At 42.9% G+C, this 17,743-nt stretch carries 15 protein-coding genes and 1 pseudogene; 13 read left to right on the top strand and 3 right to left on the bottom strand.

Annotation, left to right across the window (positions count from 1 at the left end):
- Nucleotides 1-44: 44 nt before the first annotated feature.
- From ATH1_RS0109675 to ATH1_RS0109710, 7 genes are all read left to right on the top strand, one after another.
- Complete coding sequence (locus tag ATH1_RS0109675) at nucleotides 45-872, top strand: sulfide/dihydroorotate dehydrogenase-like FAD/NAD-binding protein (protein ID WP_010417486.1); 828 nt, start codon at nucleotides 45-47, stop codon at nucleotides 870-872.
- A gap of 14 nt (nucleotides 873-886) precedes the next feature.
- On the top strand, nucleotides 887-2,374 hold the full coding sequence (gene gltA / locus ATH1_RS0109680; RefSeq protein WP_010417483.1) for an NADPH-dependent glutamate synthase: 1,488 nt from the start codon (nucleotides 887-889) through the stop codon (nucleotides 2,372-2,374).
- A 553-nt stretch (nucleotides 2,375-2,927) separates the two neighbouring features.
- A complete protein-coding gene (locus ATH1_RS0109690; RefSeq protein WP_010420807.1) occupies nucleotides 2,928-3,917 on the top strand; it encodes a dihydroorotate dehydrogenase-like protein in 990 nt (329 codons plus the stop codon).
- Nucleotides 3,918-4,051: 134 nt separating this feature from the next.
- Nucleotides 4,052-4,402 carry a 30S ribosomal protein S6 gene (gene rpsF / locus ATH1_RS0109695; protein WP_010420809.1) on the top strand — a complete coding sequence of 117 codons (351 nt, stop codon included), beginning with the start codon at nucleotides 4,052-4,054 and terminating at the stop codon, nucleotides 4,400-4,402.
- Nucleotides 4,403-4,405: 3 nt separating this feature from the next.
- Nucleotides 4,406-4,675, top strand: coding sequence for a 30S ribosomal protein S18 (gene rpsR, locus ATH1_RS0109700; RefSeq protein WP_010420812.1), 270 nt, complete (start codon nucleotides 4,406-4,408; stop codon nucleotides 4,673-4,675).
- A gap of 15 nt (nucleotides 4,676-4,690) precedes the next feature.
- A complete protein-coding gene (rplI, locus tag ATH1_RS0109705; protein ID WP_010420813.1) occupies nucleotides 4,691-5,137 on the top strand; it encodes a 50S ribosomal protein L9 in 447 nt (148 codons plus the stop codon).
- A 555-nt stretch (nucleotides 5,138-5,692) separates the two neighbouring features.
- Entirely contained in the window at nucleotides 5,693-6,085 is a 393-nt protein-coding gene (locus tag ATH1_RS0109710; RefSeq protein ID WP_010420818.1) for a methylglyoxal synthase, read from the top strand.
- Nucleotides 6,086-6,115: 30 nt separating this feature from the next.
- Here the strand turns inward: ATH1_RS0109710 and ATH1_RS22790 are convergent.
- Both ATH1_RS22790 and ATH1_RS0109715 read right to left on the bottom strand, forming a co-directional pair.
- Nucleotides 6,116-6,178: pseudogene (locus ATH1_RS22790) on the bottom strand (ammonia-forming cytochrome c nitrite reductase subunit c552); the annotation flags it as partial.
- Nucleotides 6,179-6,230: 52 nt separating this feature from the next.
- Complete coding sequence (locus ATH1_RS0109715) at nucleotides 6,231-7,022, bottom strand: copper resistance protein NlpE N-terminal domain-containing protein (protein ID WP_010420820.1); 792 nt, start codon at nucleotides 7,020-7,022, stop codon at nucleotides 6,231-6,233.
- A gap of 1,171 nt (nucleotides 7,023-8,193) precedes the next feature.
- Between ATH1_RS0109715 and ATH1_RS19295 the strand changes: the two genes are divergently transcribed.
- The 4 genes from ATH1_RS19295 (at nucleotide 8,194) to lgt (ending at nucleotide 14,994) form a co-directional block, all read left to right on the top strand.
- Nucleotides 8,194-9,924, top strand: coding sequence for a cellulase family glycosylhydrolase (locus tag ATH1_RS19295; RefSeq protein ID WP_010420824.1), 1,731 nt, complete (start codon nucleotides 8,194-8,196; stop codon nucleotides 9,922-9,924).
- Nucleotides 9,925-10,106: 182 nt separating this feature from the next.
- Nucleotides 10,107-10,550 carry a hypothetical protein gene (locus ATH1_RS0109730; protein WP_010420826.1) on the top strand — a complete coding sequence of 148 codons (444 nt, stop codon included), beginning with the start codon at nucleotides 10,107-10,109 and terminating at the stop codon, nucleotides 10,548-10,550.
- Between the two features lie 121 nt (nucleotides 10,551-10,671).
- Nucleotides 10,672-14,010 (top strand): preprotein translocase subunit SecA, encoded by a 3,339-nt coding sequence (gene secA / locus ATH1_RS0109735; protein ID WP_010420827.1) that lies wholly within the window; start codon nucleotides 10,672-10,674, stop codon nucleotides 14,008-14,010.
- A gap of 168 nt (nucleotides 14,011-14,178) precedes the next feature.
- Nucleotides 14,179-14,994: a prolipoprotein diacylglyceryl transferase gene (lgt, locus tag ATH1_RS0109740; protein WP_010420829.1), complete on the top strand. Its 816-nt coding sequence runs from the start codon at nucleotides 14,179-14,181 to the stop codon at nucleotides 14,992-14,994.
- Nucleotides 14,995-15,064: 70 nt separating this feature from the next.
- Here the strand turns inward: lgt and ATH1_RS0109745 are convergent, their stop codons facing one another.
- Nucleotides 15,065-15,427 carry a hypothetical protein gene (locus ATH1_RS0109745; protein ID WP_010420832.1) on the bottom strand — a complete coding sequence of 121 codons (363 nt, stop codon included), beginning with the start codon at nucleotides 15,425-15,427 and terminating at the stop codon, nucleotides 15,065-15,067.
- Between the two features lie 123 nt (nucleotides 15,428-15,550).
- Here ATH1_RS0109745 and ATH1_RS0109750 point away from each other — a divergent pair, with 123 nt between their 5' ends.
- Both ATH1_RS0109750 and ATH1_RS0109760 read left to right on the top strand, forming a co-directional pair.
- Nucleotides 15,551-16,213 (top strand): LVIVD repeat-containing protein, encoded by a 663-nt coding sequence (locus ATH1_RS0109750; RefSeq protein ID WP_010420833.1) that lies wholly within the window; start codon nucleotides 15,551-15,553, stop codon nucleotides 16,211-16,213.
- Between the two features lie 288 nt (nucleotides 16,214-16,501).
- Nucleotides 16,502-17,740 carry a M48 family metallopeptidase gene (locus ATH1_RS0109760; protein ID WP_010420839.1) on the top strand — a complete coding sequence of 413 codons (1,239 nt, stop codon included), beginning with the start codon at nucleotides 16,502-16,504 and terminating at the stop codon, nucleotides 17,738-17,740.
- The last annotated feature ends 3 nt before the right edge of the window (nucleotides 17,741-17,743 follow it).

The following is a 17,743-nucleotide window of genomic DNA, read 5'->3' on the forward strand; positions in this document are numbered from 1 at the left end:
TTGCATGCGAGTTCCATCCGACCTTAAAAATAAATTTTATACGGATGAATAAAATTGTTAGTAAAGAATTCTTCTCAGAAAATGTGGTTCGTCTTGAGATTGAAGCGCCACGCATAGCAAAAGCCCGTCGCGCCGGTCATTTTGTGATTGTGCGGGTTGATGAGAAAGGAGAACGTATACCCCTTACCATTTCATCGGCAGATACCTCAAAAGGAACAATAACCCTGGTAGTTCAGCGTGTGGGCGTTACATCGGGCAAACTGGCTGAACTGGAAGTCGGAGATACCGTTGCCGATTTGGTGGGCCCGCTGGGGCAGGCAACCGATGTGAAGAAGGTGGGTACTGTTTTGGCATGTGGTGGCGGTGTTGGGGTGGCACCCCTGTTACCCATTGTAGAGGCCAACAAAAAGGCCGGCAACAAAGTGATTTCCATAATAGCTGCCCGCACCAGGGATTTAATTATACTTGAAGACCAGATTCGCGAATTTTCCGACGAAGTAATCGTGATGACCGATGATGGTTCGTATGGTGAAAAGGGACTGATCACTGAAGGAATGGAAAAAGTTATTGCCCGCGAAAAAATTGATGAGGCTGTCATTATTGGTCCTGCCATCATGATGAAATTCGCTTCAGAGGTTACGCGTAAACATCAGATACCCACTATTGCCAGTTTGAATACCATTATGGTGGATGGTACCGGCATGTGCGGTGCCTGCCGGGTCACTGTTGACGGGAAAACCAGGTTTGTTTGCGTAGACGGCCCCGAATTTGACGCCCATAAAGTTGATTTTGATGAGATGCTTATGCGTCTTAACGGATATAAAGATTTTGAGAAAGATGCCAACGAACGTTACCTCAAAGAGCATCAATAAACCCTGAAGTTTTTATGGATAAAAAAGATATACTGAAACAAGAGCGTAATGCCCCCTGGCGAAAAGAGCTTCTTAGAAAGATAAAAAACAAAGAACGCACGAATATCGAAAGGGTTAAAATGCCCGAGGCGGACCCGATGGAACGCAGCCGTTCTTTTATCGAAGTTAACAGGGGGCTTTCTGCTGAAGCCGCCATGATTGAGGCCAGCCGCTGTATCGATTGCGCCAATCCAACCTGCATTGAGGGATGTCCCGTGGAAATTAATATACCAAAGTTTATTAAAAATATTGAACGGGGCGAATTTCTTGAAGCTGCGCACGTGCTTAAAGAAACCAGCTCGTTGCCTGCCGTATGCGGGAGGGTCTGTCCACAGGAGAAACAATGTGAAGCAAATTGTTTTTATACCCGGAAATTGAAAAAGCCGGCTGTTGCTATCGGTTACCTTGAACGGTTTGCAGCCGACTATGAAAGAGAAACAGGAAATATTTCCATCCCTGAACGGGCACCTTCTAAAAACAAGAAAATTGCATGCATTGGTTCCGGGCCTGCAGGATTATCATTTGCCGGTGAGATGGCTAAGCGCGGATATGATGTTACGGTGTTTGAAGCACTACATGAAATAGGCGGCGTCCTGAAATATGGCATTCCCGAATTCCGGCTTCCGAACAGCATTGTGGATGTGGAGATTAACAGTCTTAAAGAAATGGGAGTTAAGTTTGAAACCAATTTTATCGTTGGTAAAACGGCAACCATTGACGATTTGAAGTCAGAGGGCTTCGAAGGCTTTTTTGTTGGTAGTGGTGCAGGTTTACCAAGATTTATGGGTATTCCGGGCGAAAACCTTGTGGGCGTTCTGAGCTCTAACGAGTATCTTACGCGGGTTAACCTTATGGGTGCTAACAAAGAAGACACCGATACACCTATTCTGAAAGGGAAACGCGTAGCTGTTATTGGTGGCGGTAATACCGCTATGGATTCGGTACGTACTGCCCTCCGTCTTGGCGCCGAAAAGGCAATGATCATTTACCGTCGTTCTGAACAGGAGATGCCTGCAAGAATTGAAGAGATTAAACATGCCAAAGAGGAGGGGGTTGAGTTCCTTACTTTACAGAACCCCATCGAATATATTGGTGACGAAAAAGGATATGTTCGCCAGATAAGGGTTCAACGGATGCAACTGGGTGAACCCGATGCCAGCGGTCGTCGTCGGCCTGTACCCATCCCCGGTTCCGAATATCTGCTTGATGCAGATACAGTCGTGGTTAGTGTTGGTGTTTCGCCCAATCCCTTGATTCCCCAATCGTTGCCTGAACTGAAAACAACCGACTGGCACACTTTGGTGGTGGATGAGGAAAATCTTCAGACATCGGTTCCGTTTATGTTTGCAGGAGGTGACATTGTTCGTGGCGGAGCTACGGTAATCCTTGCCATGGGTGACGGACGAAAAGCTGCCGAGGCCATGGACCGGCAATTATCGAAGCAGGTTGAGAATGCTGTATAGTGCTGAAAAAAGGTATGAAGCAAGTCCCGGTTATTCGGGACGAGTTCCATCAGATTTTAAAAAAAGAATTTATGAGCCCGGCCTAAAAAGCATCTTTGTTGCCAAACTCGTTGCTGTTTTAAATTTTTGTAGCCTCATTAACAATAAGTTAACTCTGGTATACAATTTAAAACGCCTTGATTTTGACAAAAATATGCTTTTTATACCGCACTCTTTTATATTTTACATAATCTATAAACATAAGAGCCCTTCAGGCTCCGTATTCCTCAAACAAAAAGGCGGGACCCGGAAGTGAGTCATAAGTTTATAGAACAAAGTATATCAAGATTCTACGAATCGTCTTACATTTTATATCTAAAAATGAGTGTAGTATAAAAAGCCTTCAAACTGCTGATTTTTACCATTTTTACCCCTGACCCCTAAAGGGAACTGCTAAAAATCAGCAGTTTGAAAAAGTCCCCTTTAGGGGATTTTGGGGTCAAAAGGCTTTTTAGACTGCACTCATCTAAAAATCTAAAAATCTAATGGTCTAAAAATCTAATGATCTATTAATATGAGTGATTTAAAAACCAAATATCTGGGGCTGGAGCTAAAAAATCCGTTGTTGGTCGGCAGCAGCGGGCTTACCGGTTCGGCCAATTCTATCCTGAAGCTGGTTGATTACGGTGTTGGCGGCATAGTGCTCAAGTCCCTTTTCGAGGAAGAAATTATCCGCGAGCATGAGAAGAATATGAAGGAAAAAGTGGAACGTCTGGATAGTAATCTGGAGTTTCTCGATTATTTCGATTATCAGCTGAAAGAGGATAATTTCAGCCGTCAGCGAAAGTTAATCGATGAGATAAAAAGCCAAACCGATGTACCGTTGATAGCAAGTATTAATTGTTATTCGGTAGGCGAATGGTTTTCGTATGCCAAACTATTGCAGGATGCCGGTGCCGATGCATTGGAACTGAACCTGTACCGCATACCTTCAAATATAAATGTTGAAGCTGCGGACATATTGAATGGTTACTATGAAATTGTTCGACGTGTAAAGGAGCATGTTACTATTCCCGTTTCAGTAAAGATTAGTCCCTATTTTACCGATCTTGGAAATGTGGTTTCCAGGTTTGATATGCTCGGTGTTGATGGTGTTGTAATGTTCAACCGTTACTATTCGCCGGATTTTGATTTGGAGAACGACCGGATTATATCAGGGCCTGTTTACTCATCACAGTCAGATTATGCAAATGTACTTCGCTGGATTGCCATGTTGAAGGAACAGGTGACCTGTGATCTTGGTGCTTCGGGCGGTGTCCATTCGCCCGATACTATGTTTAAAATGCTTCTGGCTGGGGCCGACAGTGTACAGGTGGTCTCAGCCTTGTATAAGAACGGTGCTGCTTATGTGCGTGATCTTCTTTTTGGTGTTCAGTCGTGGATGGAGAAGAAGGGCCTTGATACCATTGAGGACATACGTAAACTGGGCAGATCCATGGTTCCAAATCATGGTGAAGTGTTTGAAAGGGTTCAGTTTATGAAGTACTTCGGAGATCATGGATAGTGCATTACGGGTAGAAGGCAGCAACAACTATCACGAACAAAGCCTAAAACCGCTTGCCAGAATTGAAAAAATATACTACTTTTGCGGCGCATTAGCGTAAAGTATTAATGTTCAATTAAAATTAAACAGAGTTTATGCAAAACCATTATGAAACCGTTTTCATTTTAACTCCCGTTTTGTCTGATGCTCAGATGAAGGAAACGGTGGAGAAGTTCAGGAAAATGATCCTTGAACAGGGGGCAGAAATTGTGCATGAGGAGAACTGGGGTCTCCGAAAGCTGGCTTACCCCATCCAGAAAAAGTCAACCGGTTTTTACCAGTTGTTTGAGTTTAAAGCCGATCCCTCTTTTATTGAGACGCTGGAGGTGAACTATCGCCGCGATGAGCGTGTGATCAGGTTCCTCACCTTTAAATTGGATAAGTATGCCATTGAATACAGCGAAAAGAGAAGAAGTAAAAAACAAAAAGAAGGAAAGGAGAATTAAACCATGGCACAAAATCAAAGCGAAATCAGATATCTGACTCCTCCGTCGGTTGAGATCAAAAAAAAGAAGTACTGCCGATTTAAAAGAAACGGCATCAAGTACGTGGATTATAAAGACCCCGAGTTCCTGAAAAAGTTTCTGAACGAACAGGGTAAAATTCTGCCACGGCGAATTACCGGTACTTCGCTTAAGTTCCAGAGAAAAGTTTCAACAGCAGTGAAGAGAGCACGCCATTTGGCTTTGCTGCCTTATGTAACCGATTTGATGAAATAAACCAAGGAGGACAAGATGGAAGTAATTTTAAAAGAAGATGTGGCCAATCTCGGCCATAAAAACGATATTGTGACGGTGCGTCCCGGATATGGCCGCAATTATCTTATTCCTCGCGGAATCGCCATCCTGGCTACCGAATCGGCCAAAAAAGTGTTTGCTGAGAATAAAAAGCAACAGGCCCATAAGGAGGAAAAAATCCGTAACGAGGCGCTCGAACTGGCCAGGCAACTCGAAGGTAAAAAGGTCACCATCGGAGCCAAGACCAGTTCTACAGGGAAGATATTCGGTTCTGTGAATAACATTCAGATTGCCGAAGCCCTCGAGAAAGAAGGTTTTACCATTGAACGCAAAAACATCTCAATTGCTGATGATGCCGTTAAGGAAGTAGGAAACTACAAGGCAGAAATCAAACTGCACAGAGATGTTAAGGTGGAAATTGATTTTGAAGTGGTTTCAGAATAATCGACCACTCGTACATTATTAATTTACGATACGTTTTCAAACAACATGAGGATCTGATCTTTAACCAGGGTCAGGTCTTTTTGTTTTATAAGATATGTCCCCTGGTGTCGGATAAAAGTAGCCCGCAGGCTGAAGTTTGACAGGCATAGGGCAGAAGTGATAAATTTCAGGATAACAGGCAGTTTTATGTCATTCTGAGGAGATAACGACGAAGAATCTTTACAATGACACCAATGTCGGGGAAAGATCAATGAGGAAAGCAGGTTGAGGTTGAGGTTGAGAATTCACCACAGATGACACAGATTTGATTTGGATCATTGTTTAATAAACCAATGACCCGATGAGATTTTTCGCACAGCTCAGAATGACAGGATGGTCTCTCTTGTCATTCTGAGGAGGGAACGACGAAGAATCTCTACAATGACCAATGACCAATGACCAATGACTAATTAATCAATTAACCAACATATAATAATATTTAAATAAAATTGTAGGTCAAGGATTTTTAATATTTTTACATCCTTGCAGATGACAAACACTAAATAGAATTAAATCATGAAATTAGCAGTTATAGCCCATGATGGGAAGAAGGCCGAAATGGTTTCCTTTTTGAATAAACATTACGATTTTCTTCATCAGGCAAATATTGATATTGTAGCTACCGGAACTACCGGTACTCATGCTCAGAATGCGGGCCTGAAAGTTCAGCGAATGTTGTCGGGCCCGCATGGCGGGGACGCTCAGATTGCTGCACAGGTGGCAGAAAAAAAAATTCATGCCGTATTTTTCTTTCGTGATCCATTGGATAAACATCCGCATGAGCCGGACATCAACATGTTGATGCGCATCTGCGATGTTCACAATGTCCCGCTGGCAACCAACCCCGCTACGGCTGAAATGGTTCTGATGGGATTGGTTGGAAGAAGTCAGCAACCAAAGAAAAAGTAGCGCGAGAGTCGTGTTATATTGGGGTAATATATATGGCATGTGGCAGTCGGCACATGCAACGCCACGTGATGCATGGATTCTCCCGGAAAACATTTTTCTATTTTGTCTCTTATACACAGCTCCTGACTTCTGGTAAATCGTGCTATTATTGAATTGTGAAAATCCCCAGTTGTTCTTTGTTTTGGTTCAATAAAACAAGGGTGTCCTGACTGAGTGTGTAGTGTTTGCAGTTGTTTAGCATATCCATAAATAATGTTTCTATTTCCATCGTTTCACTGCAAAACTTCTTGGTTGAACCAAGTAGTGAAAGCGTGATCTTTCCTTCTTCAGGGATTTCATATTTCCCGAAAAAATTGTTGCATCCGGCAAATCCTGATATTTTCTTTTCTTCGGAAGAAAATTCCAGAAAGATTTTTTCTTTTTCGACAGTTTTAACCTTTTCGTCAGGAAGCATAATCAGTTCCTCTAATTGCCATATCCGGCCTGTTAACTGTCCTTGAATATTCTGAATTTGCTTTTCACTACTTTGCTTTCGATAGAGAATGTATTGATCATTCGGTTGTGATTTTATTTTATCTCCGTTCTGGTCAAGCAACATCAATCCCTCTTTATGGATTAGAATATAAGTTTTGTTGTAATTATTGCTTTCCAAAAGGTATTTTCCATTTTTTTCCGTTTTGTATATATTTCCACTTTCCTCGATGGGAGAAATTCTTTTGTCGATATAGGTGCGCGACAAATGATAGGTTCCGTCGCTGTTGATAACAATGGTAGTTTCTATTCCGGGACAATCCAGACAAGGAAGGGTCCCTGAATAAATACCTTCAGGAAAGTCTGTGTTTTTTTGCGAACTAACGGCACCTGAAGTTCTTTGAGAACATCCTGATAAAACAAGAATGAGTGAAACGGGTAAAATAAGAATCATTTTGCTTTTCATAAATATCTTGTATTTGAATGTTTTTACTTGTTTATTACAAGAGTGCAGTATAAAAAGCATATTTTTGTCAAAATCAAGGCGTTTTAAATTTTTGTACCGGAGTTAACTTGTTGTTAATGAGGATGCAAAAATTTAAAACAACAACGAGTTTGGCAACAAAGATGCTTTTTAGACTGGGCTCTTACAAGAAATCAATACGCTGTTATATTTCACAATGAATTGCAATTCAATTGTTTGAGATTAAAGATATTTAAAATCCCGTATCTAACAATTTAACAACCCTAACACTCTAACACTCTAACAGCCCTAACACTCTAACAGCCCTAACAACCTTACAATCCTTACAATCCTAACAACCCTAACAACCCTAACACTCTTAACAATCTAACAATCTAACAACCTGACATCCTGCCACTCTAAACCGGTACTAATTCCGGGCGTTGATCTTTTCAGATGGTTTAAATGATAGAAGTAATTTTTGATAAAAGGTTGCTTCATGGAAAAGTTAAAGAACTCTTATTTTCGTAAATTGTTCCTCAAAGCAGAACCACAAAGAATGGTAAGAAACAGATGACCCATGTCAGCAAAGTAAAAATATCTTTTCAGGCATCGCAACACAATTTTTATGCCTTTTTGTGGCAGGCATTGTTGCCGGCTTTTGACAAGAATTCGGTTACTTCATTTTTTATAAACTTGATTGCAGGAAGTAGGTACTTGGCATCATGATCAACAGATCGTTAGTTTTTAGATGTAAACAGCCCAAAGGCAGAAGTTTGACAGGCAGAAGCAAAAAAGAGTACTGGATTTTCAGAATTTGAATGATAATTGTTCATTTATTGTCAGCTTATTTTTAATTTTATAGTGCGTTTTTATCCGTATAAAATTTATTTATTAAGGTCGGATGGAACTCGCATGCAAGAACTTATACATGTTCTGTTGTGGAAAACGTTGCCATGCTCGTTTCATTTCTGAAAAGAGCTATTTTTGAGTGGACGCAATGATTTAAAAATAAATGAGTGCAGTATAAAAAGCCTTCAAACTGCTGATTTTTACCATTTTTACCCCTGACCCCTAAAGGGAACTGCTAAAAATCAGCAGTTTGAAAAAGTCCCCTTTAGGGGATTTAGAGGTCAAAAGGCTTTTTAGACCCGGCTCATAAATGTATCAGCCTATGTCACGATTAATTCTGATGGTGCTTCTGATGGGCAATTGTATATCACTTTTTGCTCAGGAGCAACCGACCGCGTTTGAAATAAATCAACGTCTGGGACGTGGGATAAACATGGGGAACACGTTTGAGGCGCCTTCCGAAGAGGCCTGGGGAAATCCGTGGAAGCCTGAATATTTCAGGATCATGGCCGATTTAGGGTTCGATCACGTCAGATTGCCTGTTCGGTGGGAACCCCAGGATCGCAGCATGTCAGAAGCTCCTTATACCATTTCGGCCGACTTTTTGGAGAGGATTAAAACCGTGGTTGACAAAGCACTCGAAGAGGGGCTGATGATCATTATTAATATGCACCATCACGAAGCTTTGTATTCCGATCCTGAAGGACAAAAAGAACGGTTTCTTTCCCAGTGGTCTCAAATTGCCGAATATTTCAAGGATTATCCGGCAGAGTTACTGTTCGAGGTCTTGAACGAGCCTCATGGGAATTTGACGCCGCAATTATGGAATTCCTTTTTTTCCGATGCGCTTGAAGTGATTCGTGAAACCAATCCCGACCGGATGGTATTGATGGGAACTGCCGATTATGGTGGCTTGGGAGGTTTGCCATACATACAACTGCCAGATGACGAAAACATCATACTGACGGTACATTATTACAACCCTTTTCAGTTTACTCACCAAGGGGCCGATTGGGCTGGCGAAGAATCGAAGAACTGGCTGGGAACCCAATGGTATGATACTGAAGCTGAACGGCAAACCGTTGAAAATGAATTCCAGGCATTGCTCAATTTTTCGGAAACCAATAATATTCCGGTTCATATTGGCGAATTTGGTGCTTATAGTGCAGCCGATATGGAATCGCGAGCCCGTTGGACCAATTTTCTGGCCCGATGGTTTGAGCAACAGGGATTTAGTTGGGCCTATTGGGAGTTTAGTGCTGGTTTTGGCATATATAATCCGGATACTGAAGAATTCTATCAACCGTTGGTGGATGCCTTGCTGCACAATCCGATGCCTGAGCCAACCCCGGTTCAGTATTACGGTGTCTATGAAGCCGATTTTTCGGAAGATGCAGATGGATGGAATTTCTATGTCCAGGAGGGGGCAGCCGGTAACATGGTTCATGAGAATCAGAAATTGGTGGCCGAGATAGAAACAACCGGAACTGAAGCATGGCATGCGCAGGTGGTTCGAAACGGAATAAATCTAAAGAAAGGAGAGATGTACCGGCTCTCAATTCTTGCAAGTGCGGGTTCTTCAATAAGTATTCCGGTCTATGCAGGGAAGGCTTCATCACCCTGGAATTCCTACAGCGGAACTTTTCAGTTGAATCTGAATGACAGCCCGGCATGGAGTTCCTTTTCTTTTACTATGTCAGAACCATCCGATCCTGACAGCAGAATTGTTATGGATTTGGGACTTGTCAACGGACGAATTGAGCTGGAGCAAGTGAAGCTGGAAAAAGTGTCAATTAATCTGGCTGTTCATTCCCCCAAAGAAGCCGGGATCAGTGTTTTTCCGAATCCGGTTCATGATTTCCTTTTTTTTGTCTCTGATAATCCTGTGAAAAGAGTCGAGATATTGGATATCTCCGCACGTGTTTTATTGCAGGAATCTTTTTCTGACCGACGGGGCGATTTAAATATGACTGATTTCTTACCTGGTTATTACTTCGCTTTCATTTATTTAGAAAACGGACAAACTGCCGTCCAAAAAATCATTGTTTTATAAAAGATAATTTTATCCTAAATTATTTCTTTTTAGTATTTTTGCAACACAATAATCCAACTTGTAGTATTGCACTAACTGGTGGAAGGAATCCATCATGCCTTCCGATGTTAAAATTCGCTGAATACCCCCCGTAATTGTAAAAAAATTAACATCTTTACGCTTCGAAACAAAGAAAAACTTTTGTGCGAAACTATTCGGAAATAGGATGTTTGACCCTTCTGGGGGTAACGCTTACGGTTTATGTGGCCGTGGGTACTTATCAGTTTCATGAAGACTCAAACCGGAGGCCGGAGAAAAAGATTTCAGCCGAAGAGGTGTTCAAAGCCATCAAAGCGGGAAGCGGGAAGCATTATTTTGTAAAGGTTTCCACTCCGTCTGTTTTGCCCGGAGAATGCAAAAAATCATTTGCCGGGTTTTCTACCATCAACATTTCTGCATTGTCAGAAATATCAGTTTTGCCCGAAAATTTAACTGATCCGGTATTGTTTACGCTTCCTGAACGATACGGATCAGGACTGTTTTTGACAGGTTCCGGCGATAAAAACTACTTATCACCCGAGCCGGATTACCATAATGCCGCATTATATATCTCTCGCGAAATACGGGCAGGACCCCGTCTGGCATGATTGTTCTTTCCTGATGCTTCCGCTATCAGAATTGTGGCTGGTATTTATGGCATAGATTCTGCATGTCCACGGAAGTTTGATTCATGTTTTTTTATTGTAAAAAATTAATTATTAATAATATATGTCTGCATTTAACCAGATAATGACAAAACTGTTCGGCAGCAAATATGAACGGGACCAAAAAGAGATACTCCCTGTTGTTGAACAGATAAAAGCTGTTACTCCCGAGTTGGAGAAACTTTCGAATGATGAACTCCGCGCTCGTACACTTAAACTTAAAGCAATTATACAGGATGCTGTTAAGCCGGAGCAGGCCAAAATTGATGAACTGAAACAACGGGCCGAAACTGAAAAGCTCACAATTGATGAGCGAGAGGCCATCTACGATGAAGTTGACAAGATAGAAGACGAAATTACCGAAAAACTCAAGGGCGTTCTCGATGATATCCTTCCTGAAGCTTTTGCTATTGTGAAAGATACAGCCCGGCGATTTAAAGAAAATGAAACCATTGAAGTTACTGCCACTGATTTCGATCGGGAACTGGCTGCTGTAAAAGATTTTGTTGAGATAAAAGGAGAAAAAGCCATCTATCACAATTCGTGGCAGGCAGGCGGGACTGAAATCGTCTGGGATATGGTGCACTACGATGTGCAGCTTTTCGGAGGAGTGGTACTACATCAGGGAAAAATTGCTGAGATGGCTACCGGTGAAGGGAAAACGCTTGTTGCTACTTTGCCGGTATTCCTCAATGCACTGACCGGGCGAGGTGTGCATCTGGTAACTGTGAATGATTACCTGGCAAAAAGGGACTCCGAATGGATGGGACCCATCTACCAGTTTCACGGATTGAGCGTGGATTGCATTGATAAACATCAGCCCAATTCCGAAGAACGCAGGAAGGCCTACAAAGCGGATGTTACTTATGGAACCAACAATGAGTTTGGTTTTGATTACCTGCGCGATAATATGGCCATTTCGCCAAAAGATTTGGTGCAACGAACACATAACTACGCCATTGTCGATGAGGTCGACTCCGTATTGATCGACGATGCCCGTACGCCTTTGATCATTTCCGGTCCGGTCCCCGATAAGGGTGGCGACGAACTGTTTATGGAATTCAGACCCAAGGTTGAAAAACTTTTCGAAGCTCAAAGGTCGTTGGTGACCAAAATTCTTGCCGAGGCTAAACAGAAACTCAAATCGGACGACTCAAAAGTGCAGGACGAAGGGGCGCTGTTATTACTGCGTGCCTATAAAGGTCTTCCTAAAAACAAGCCGCTCATCAAATTTCTGAGTGAGCAGGGGGTAAAAGCCCGCATGCTGAAGACAGAAAACTTCTACATGCAGGAGAACAACAAAAATATGCACATCGTTACCGATCCCCTTTATTTCGTGATCGATGAGAAAACCAATTCGGTGCAGATGACCGAAAAGGGAATCGACCTGATTACAGGTACCAGCGACGATTCCAACTTTTTTGTATTGCCCGATATAGGTTCTGAAATTGCTGCAATTGAAAAGGATGCTTCACTCAGTGATCAGGAAAAAGTTGCCAAAAAGGATGAAATTCTTCGGAGCTACGCGGTAAAATCGGAACGTGTTCACACCGTTAACCAGCTTTTGAAGGCTTATGCCATGTTCGAAAAGGATGTGGAATATGTGGTGATGGACAATAAGGTAAAGATTGTCGACGAACAGACCGGCCGTATCATGGAAGGTCGTCGTTATTCGGACGGTTTGCACCAGGCCATTGAGGCTAAGGAGCGTGTTAAGGTTGAGGCTGCCACCCAGACTTACGCCACCATAACTTTACAGAACTATTTCCGGATGTACAATAAGCTGGCCGGTATGACCGGTACTGCCGAAACAGAAGCCGGAGAATTCTGGGATATTTACAAACTCGATGTGGTGGTTATTCCTACAAACAAGCCGGTTATCCGCAAGGATTATGAAGACCTGGTTTATAAAACAACGCGCGAAAAGTATAGTGCTGTCATCGAAGAAATAATGAACCTCGTTAATGCCGGCCGTCCTGTATTGGTTGGTACTACTTCGGTTGAAGTTTCGGAGTTGCTGAGCCGGATGCTCAAGATTCGGGGTATTAAGCACAATGTTTTGAATGCCAAACAGCATCAGCGCGAGGCCGAAATTGTGGCTGATGCCGGTAAAAAAGGCGTTGTCACCATTGCTACGAATATGGCCGGTCGGGGTACTGATATCAAGCTGTCGCAGGAAGTACGTGAAGCCGGTGGTCTGGCTATCGTGGGTACTGAGCGGCACGAGTCGCGAAGAGTTGACCGCCAGTTACGTGGTCGTGCCGGTCGCCAGGGTGACCCGGGGTCTTCACAATTTTTTGTTTCGCTCGAAGACAACCTGATGCGCTTGTTTGGTTCCGACCGTATCGTGAAATACATGGACCGCCTGGGGATTAAAGAGGGCGAAGTGATTCAGCATCGTATGATTACCCGGAGTATTGAACGGGCACAAAAGAAAGTGGAAGAAAACAATTTCGGTATTCGTAAACGGTTGCTCGAATACGACGATGTGATGAATTCCCAGCGTGAGGTTATTTATACCAAACGTCGTCATGCTCTTTACGGGGAGCGAATCCAGGTTGATATTTCCAATATGATGACGGATACCTGCGATGCGATTGTAGCTGAATATCAGCAAAACAATGATTTCGAAGGCTTTAAGATGGAACTGGTTCGTACCTTTTCGGCCGATTCTCCCTTCGAAAATGAAGAATTCATGAACGCTAAAATTGAAGACCTGGCCGATCGTCTGCACAGAAAAGTTTGGGACAGCTATCAGCGTCGGATGGAGACAATTTCACGACAGGCTTATCCTGTGATTAAGGATGTGTATGAAAACAAAGGACAGATATATGAAAATATTGTTGTTCCCATTTCGGATGGTCAACGTGTTTATCAGATAACAACCAATCTTAAGGAAGCGTATGAAAGTGAAGGCGCCGGTCTGGCCAAATCCTTTTCCAAGGCCATTTTGCTGTTGACCATCGACGAGGCCTGGAAAGAGCATCTTCGTGAGTTGGACGACCTGAAGCAGGCCGTTCAAAATGCGTCATACGAACAAAAGGACCCATTGCTGATATACAAGTTTGAATCGTTCAATCTTTTTAAAAGTATGATTGATCAGATCAATCGCAAGGTTGTATCGGCTCTTGCCAAGGCTCATATTCCCATTCACGATGCCAGTCAGGTTAGACAGGCCGAAGAGCGCAAACGTCAGGATTTGGGTCGACTGAAGATGCAAAAGGATGATGTGCCGGGTGCCGGTATTCCCGGTGGAATTCCCGGTGGCGCACAGCAGGGCACTGCTACAAAAGAAAAGCAAAAGGTTCAGCCGGTACGTGTCGAGAAAAAGGTGGGACGAAACGATCCTTGCCCCTGTGGAAGCGGTAAAAAGTATAAGCATTGTCACGGTAATAACGCATGAGTCAGATACTAAAATTTTAAATAACACCGTGTTGCACGAATTGTCAGTATCTTACCTGTCCTGGCTGTCGCTTTTAATACGACAGCCAGGGCCGCCATTAAACAACAACCTAACACCCCTAACACCCCTAACATTATAACAATCTAACAATCTAACAATCTGTCCGGTATGTTCATACTTAACTACATTACATGGAATCCCGACCCCGAGATATTTTCTCTCGGGCCTTTGTCGGTAAGGTATTACGGTCTCTTTTTTGCCATCGCGTTTTTGATCGGTTATTATATTATGGAACGTATGTTCAAGCGTGAACAAGTGCCCGAACAGTGGCTGGACAAATTGTTTATTTACGTGGTTGTTGCCACGGTAATCGGGGCACGACTGGGGCATGTTATTTTTTACGGCTGGGACTATTATTCTCAGCATCCGGGCGAAATATTTGCGATTTGGCATGGCGGGCTGGCCAGTCACGGCGGTGCAATTGGGATATTGATAGCCATTTGGTTGTATTCAAAAAAGGTAACCAAAAAACCGATGCTGTGGGTACTCGACCGGCTGGTTGTTCCCGTGGCACTGGCAGCTGTTTTTATTCGGTTGGGGAATCTGATGAATTCGGAAATAGTGGGGCGTGTCACCGATGTTCCGTGGGGGTTTCGGTTTCTCCGGGCTGCCGTGGATAATCCTGAGATGCCTCGTCATCCCACTCAGATATATGAAGCCCTGTCATACCTCGTGGTTTTTATATACCTGTTGTTTCTTTACTGGCGAACCAATGCGCGATTGCGCCAGGGACTTTTATTTGGTATTTTCCTGCTTGGAATTTTTACCGCCCGGTTCATTATTGAATTTATGAAAGAGAATCAGGAAGCCTTTGAAGAAGGCATGTTATTGAATATGGGACAAATTCTTAGCATTCCTTTCATCATTGCCGGACTGTATTACGTTAACAAAGCCATTAAAAGAGGACCGGTAACAAAACAATAAACCGGAACCGTATTAAAACCATGTGGATTTTCTAGCGCACACGGTTTTTAACAGTTGTCTGCTTAAAAGGTTAAAACAGCTTCACTCCAATCCTTGCAGAGAAGCGGTTGTAGGTTATTTTACGTTCTACTTCGGACAGGAAAAAATCTTCACGTATAAAGGAAAATGACTGATAACGGTAACCTACGGCTACATAAAAATTGATTTTTCTGCCGGTAGAAAGCATGTAACCCAGATGCGCATTTACAAACGGGCCGCCTTTCGTATCAAGAACGTTAATATTTTCAAGCTCCATATTTTCAAGTGGAAATGAATGGCCTACAGCACCACCTGCGTAAAAAGCGGTCTTCTTTAATTGATGTATCAGCTTAATATCGGGTCCTACGGGGACCAATGTAACATCAAACCAGTCGACCCCGGTTATTAACCCCACAGTGAGGTACTTATTAAACCGGTAATTTTGCTCAATATGAAATGAGTTAACGTATGGTTCTTCATCACTCTCCGAGCCTATGAGCTTTCCATACGAGACAAAACATTATTCACCATCGTACTGATGAGCCTTGCGTTCAGTCATTTTTCATGTAGCGATAAGGTGGAAGAAACCTATGTTGTTAATACTCCGGTTTATCTCAGCTACACCGATCTCAGAACCTCTTTTTCAGTAAAAAGCGCCGAAGTCATAAAACAACCCGGTAAAATTTATTTTAAAGACGATTTTATCTTCATCAATGAATATCAAAAGGGTATTCACGTCATCAATAATTCGGACCCGTCAAATCCGCAGTTTATTTCACAATTCAGGCATGCTACCGCCTGCGACCCTGTGGTGGTGGAAGGTGATTATGCTTACGTTACATTGCGCAGCGGGAATTTGTGTGGCGCCATTGAAAGCCAGTTGAATGTAATTGATATATCCGTAATAGAAGCACCGGAACTGCTGGAATCCTATCTCATGACAGAACCCTATGGCCTGGGCATTGATGATGAAGTGCTCTTTGTTTGCGATGGCAAGGACGGTTTGAAAATTTTCAATACTTCGGATCCTTTTGGCATCGATAAGAATATGATTGCTCATTACAAAGGAATAGATGCTTTTGATGTCATCCCTTTGGGGAATGTCTTGCTTCTGATCGGAGAGGATGGATTGTATCAATACGATTATTCTTCGCTTGATGATATTAAGCAACTGAGTTATATACCGGTCTACTCAAACTGATTTACCGGCCCCCCTTTTTTGACCCTGTTGTCGTCACTCTGAGGATGTATAACCATGCACCCGGGTGGCGACACTTTTTTTAAAAGCATCTTTTTTTGGTTATAAACAGCTTATGGATTAAGTTTGCATCTTCTGTCGTCACACCACAGTTTGGGATGGAGCAGTGATGGCTGGTTGGGTCGTTAGGTTAATTGAACAATGATCCAAATCAAATCTGTGGTGAATTCTCAACCTCAACCTCAACCTCAGTCTTAACCTGATTTGCTCATATAATTGAACATTGAAAAAATGCATACAACACTATTTTACATCATTATAGCTATTTTGCTGGCCGATGCCGTTTGGAGCTGGATACTTGAAGAGCTGAACCGGAGAAGTTGGGCTCATAAAGTTCCCGAAAGACTGGCCGATGTTTACCCTCAGGAAAAATTTGAGAAGCAAAAGCAATACCGTAAAATTAACCACCGGTTCGGGGAAATATCTTCTACATTCAGTCTGGTTATTTTACTTGTGTTTTTGTGGTATCACGGCTTTGCCTGGGTTGATGGAATGGTGCAGCAATTTACCGTTCATTGGTTGTGGCGTCCGTTATTCTTTTTCGGGGTCATGGGATTGGCTTCATTCATCATTAGCTTGCCTTTTTCTGTATATCAAACTTTTGTTATTGAAGAACGGTTTGGGTTCAATAAAACAACACCAAAAACATTTGTTCTTGATCAGATCAAAGGATTATTACTGGGCGCCATAATAGGAGGCGTATTGTTGGGGCTGGTTGTCTGGTTTTATGAGTTTGCCGGCCGTTGGTTCTGGTTATATGCATGGGCGGGCCTCTCGTTGTTCATGATCTTTTTCAGCAAGTTTTATACAACACTGATACTCCCGCTTTTCAACAAGCAAACCCCGCTTGAAGAAGGAGAGCTGAGAACTGCCATTGAAGCGATGAGCAAAAGGGCCGGTTTTACGCTCGAAAATGTTTACGTGATGGATAGTTCCAAACGATCTACCAAGGCCAACGCATTTTTTAGCGGCTTTGGTAAAAACAAGCGAATTGTTCTGTTCGACACCCTTATCAATGATCTTGAAACCCGTGAAATCGTTGCTGTACTTGCCCATGAAATCGGACATTTCAGACTCAGACACATCATTTGGAGCACTGTTTTGAGTGTTTTACAAACCGGACTAACACTGTTTCTTTTAGGCTGGTTTGTCAGCGAACCGTCTCTTTCGCGGGCATTAGGTGTTGATGCGCCCGTTTTCCATATCGGACTGATTGGGTTTGCTATCTTGTACAGTCCTGTGAGTGAAATCCTGGGATTGGGGATGACCATCTTTTCGCGCCGTAACGAATATCAGGCCGATGCTTTTGCCGCGAAATATGCCGATGCCCGGGCACTGCAATCGGCCCTTAAGAAAATTTCGGCCAACGCACTTAGTAATCCCACTCCGCATCCGTGGTATGTGTTTTTTAATTATTCGCATCCACCTCTGTTAAAACGGTTGGAGGCATTGGACAGGTTTCTTGATTAGTTC

This window comes from Anaerophaga thermohalophila DSM 12881 (assembly GCF_000191885.1).
Taxonomy (GTDB): domain Bacteria; phylum Bacteroidota; class Bacteroidia; order Bacteroidales; family Marinilabiliaceae; genus Anaerophaga; species Anaerophaga thermohalophila.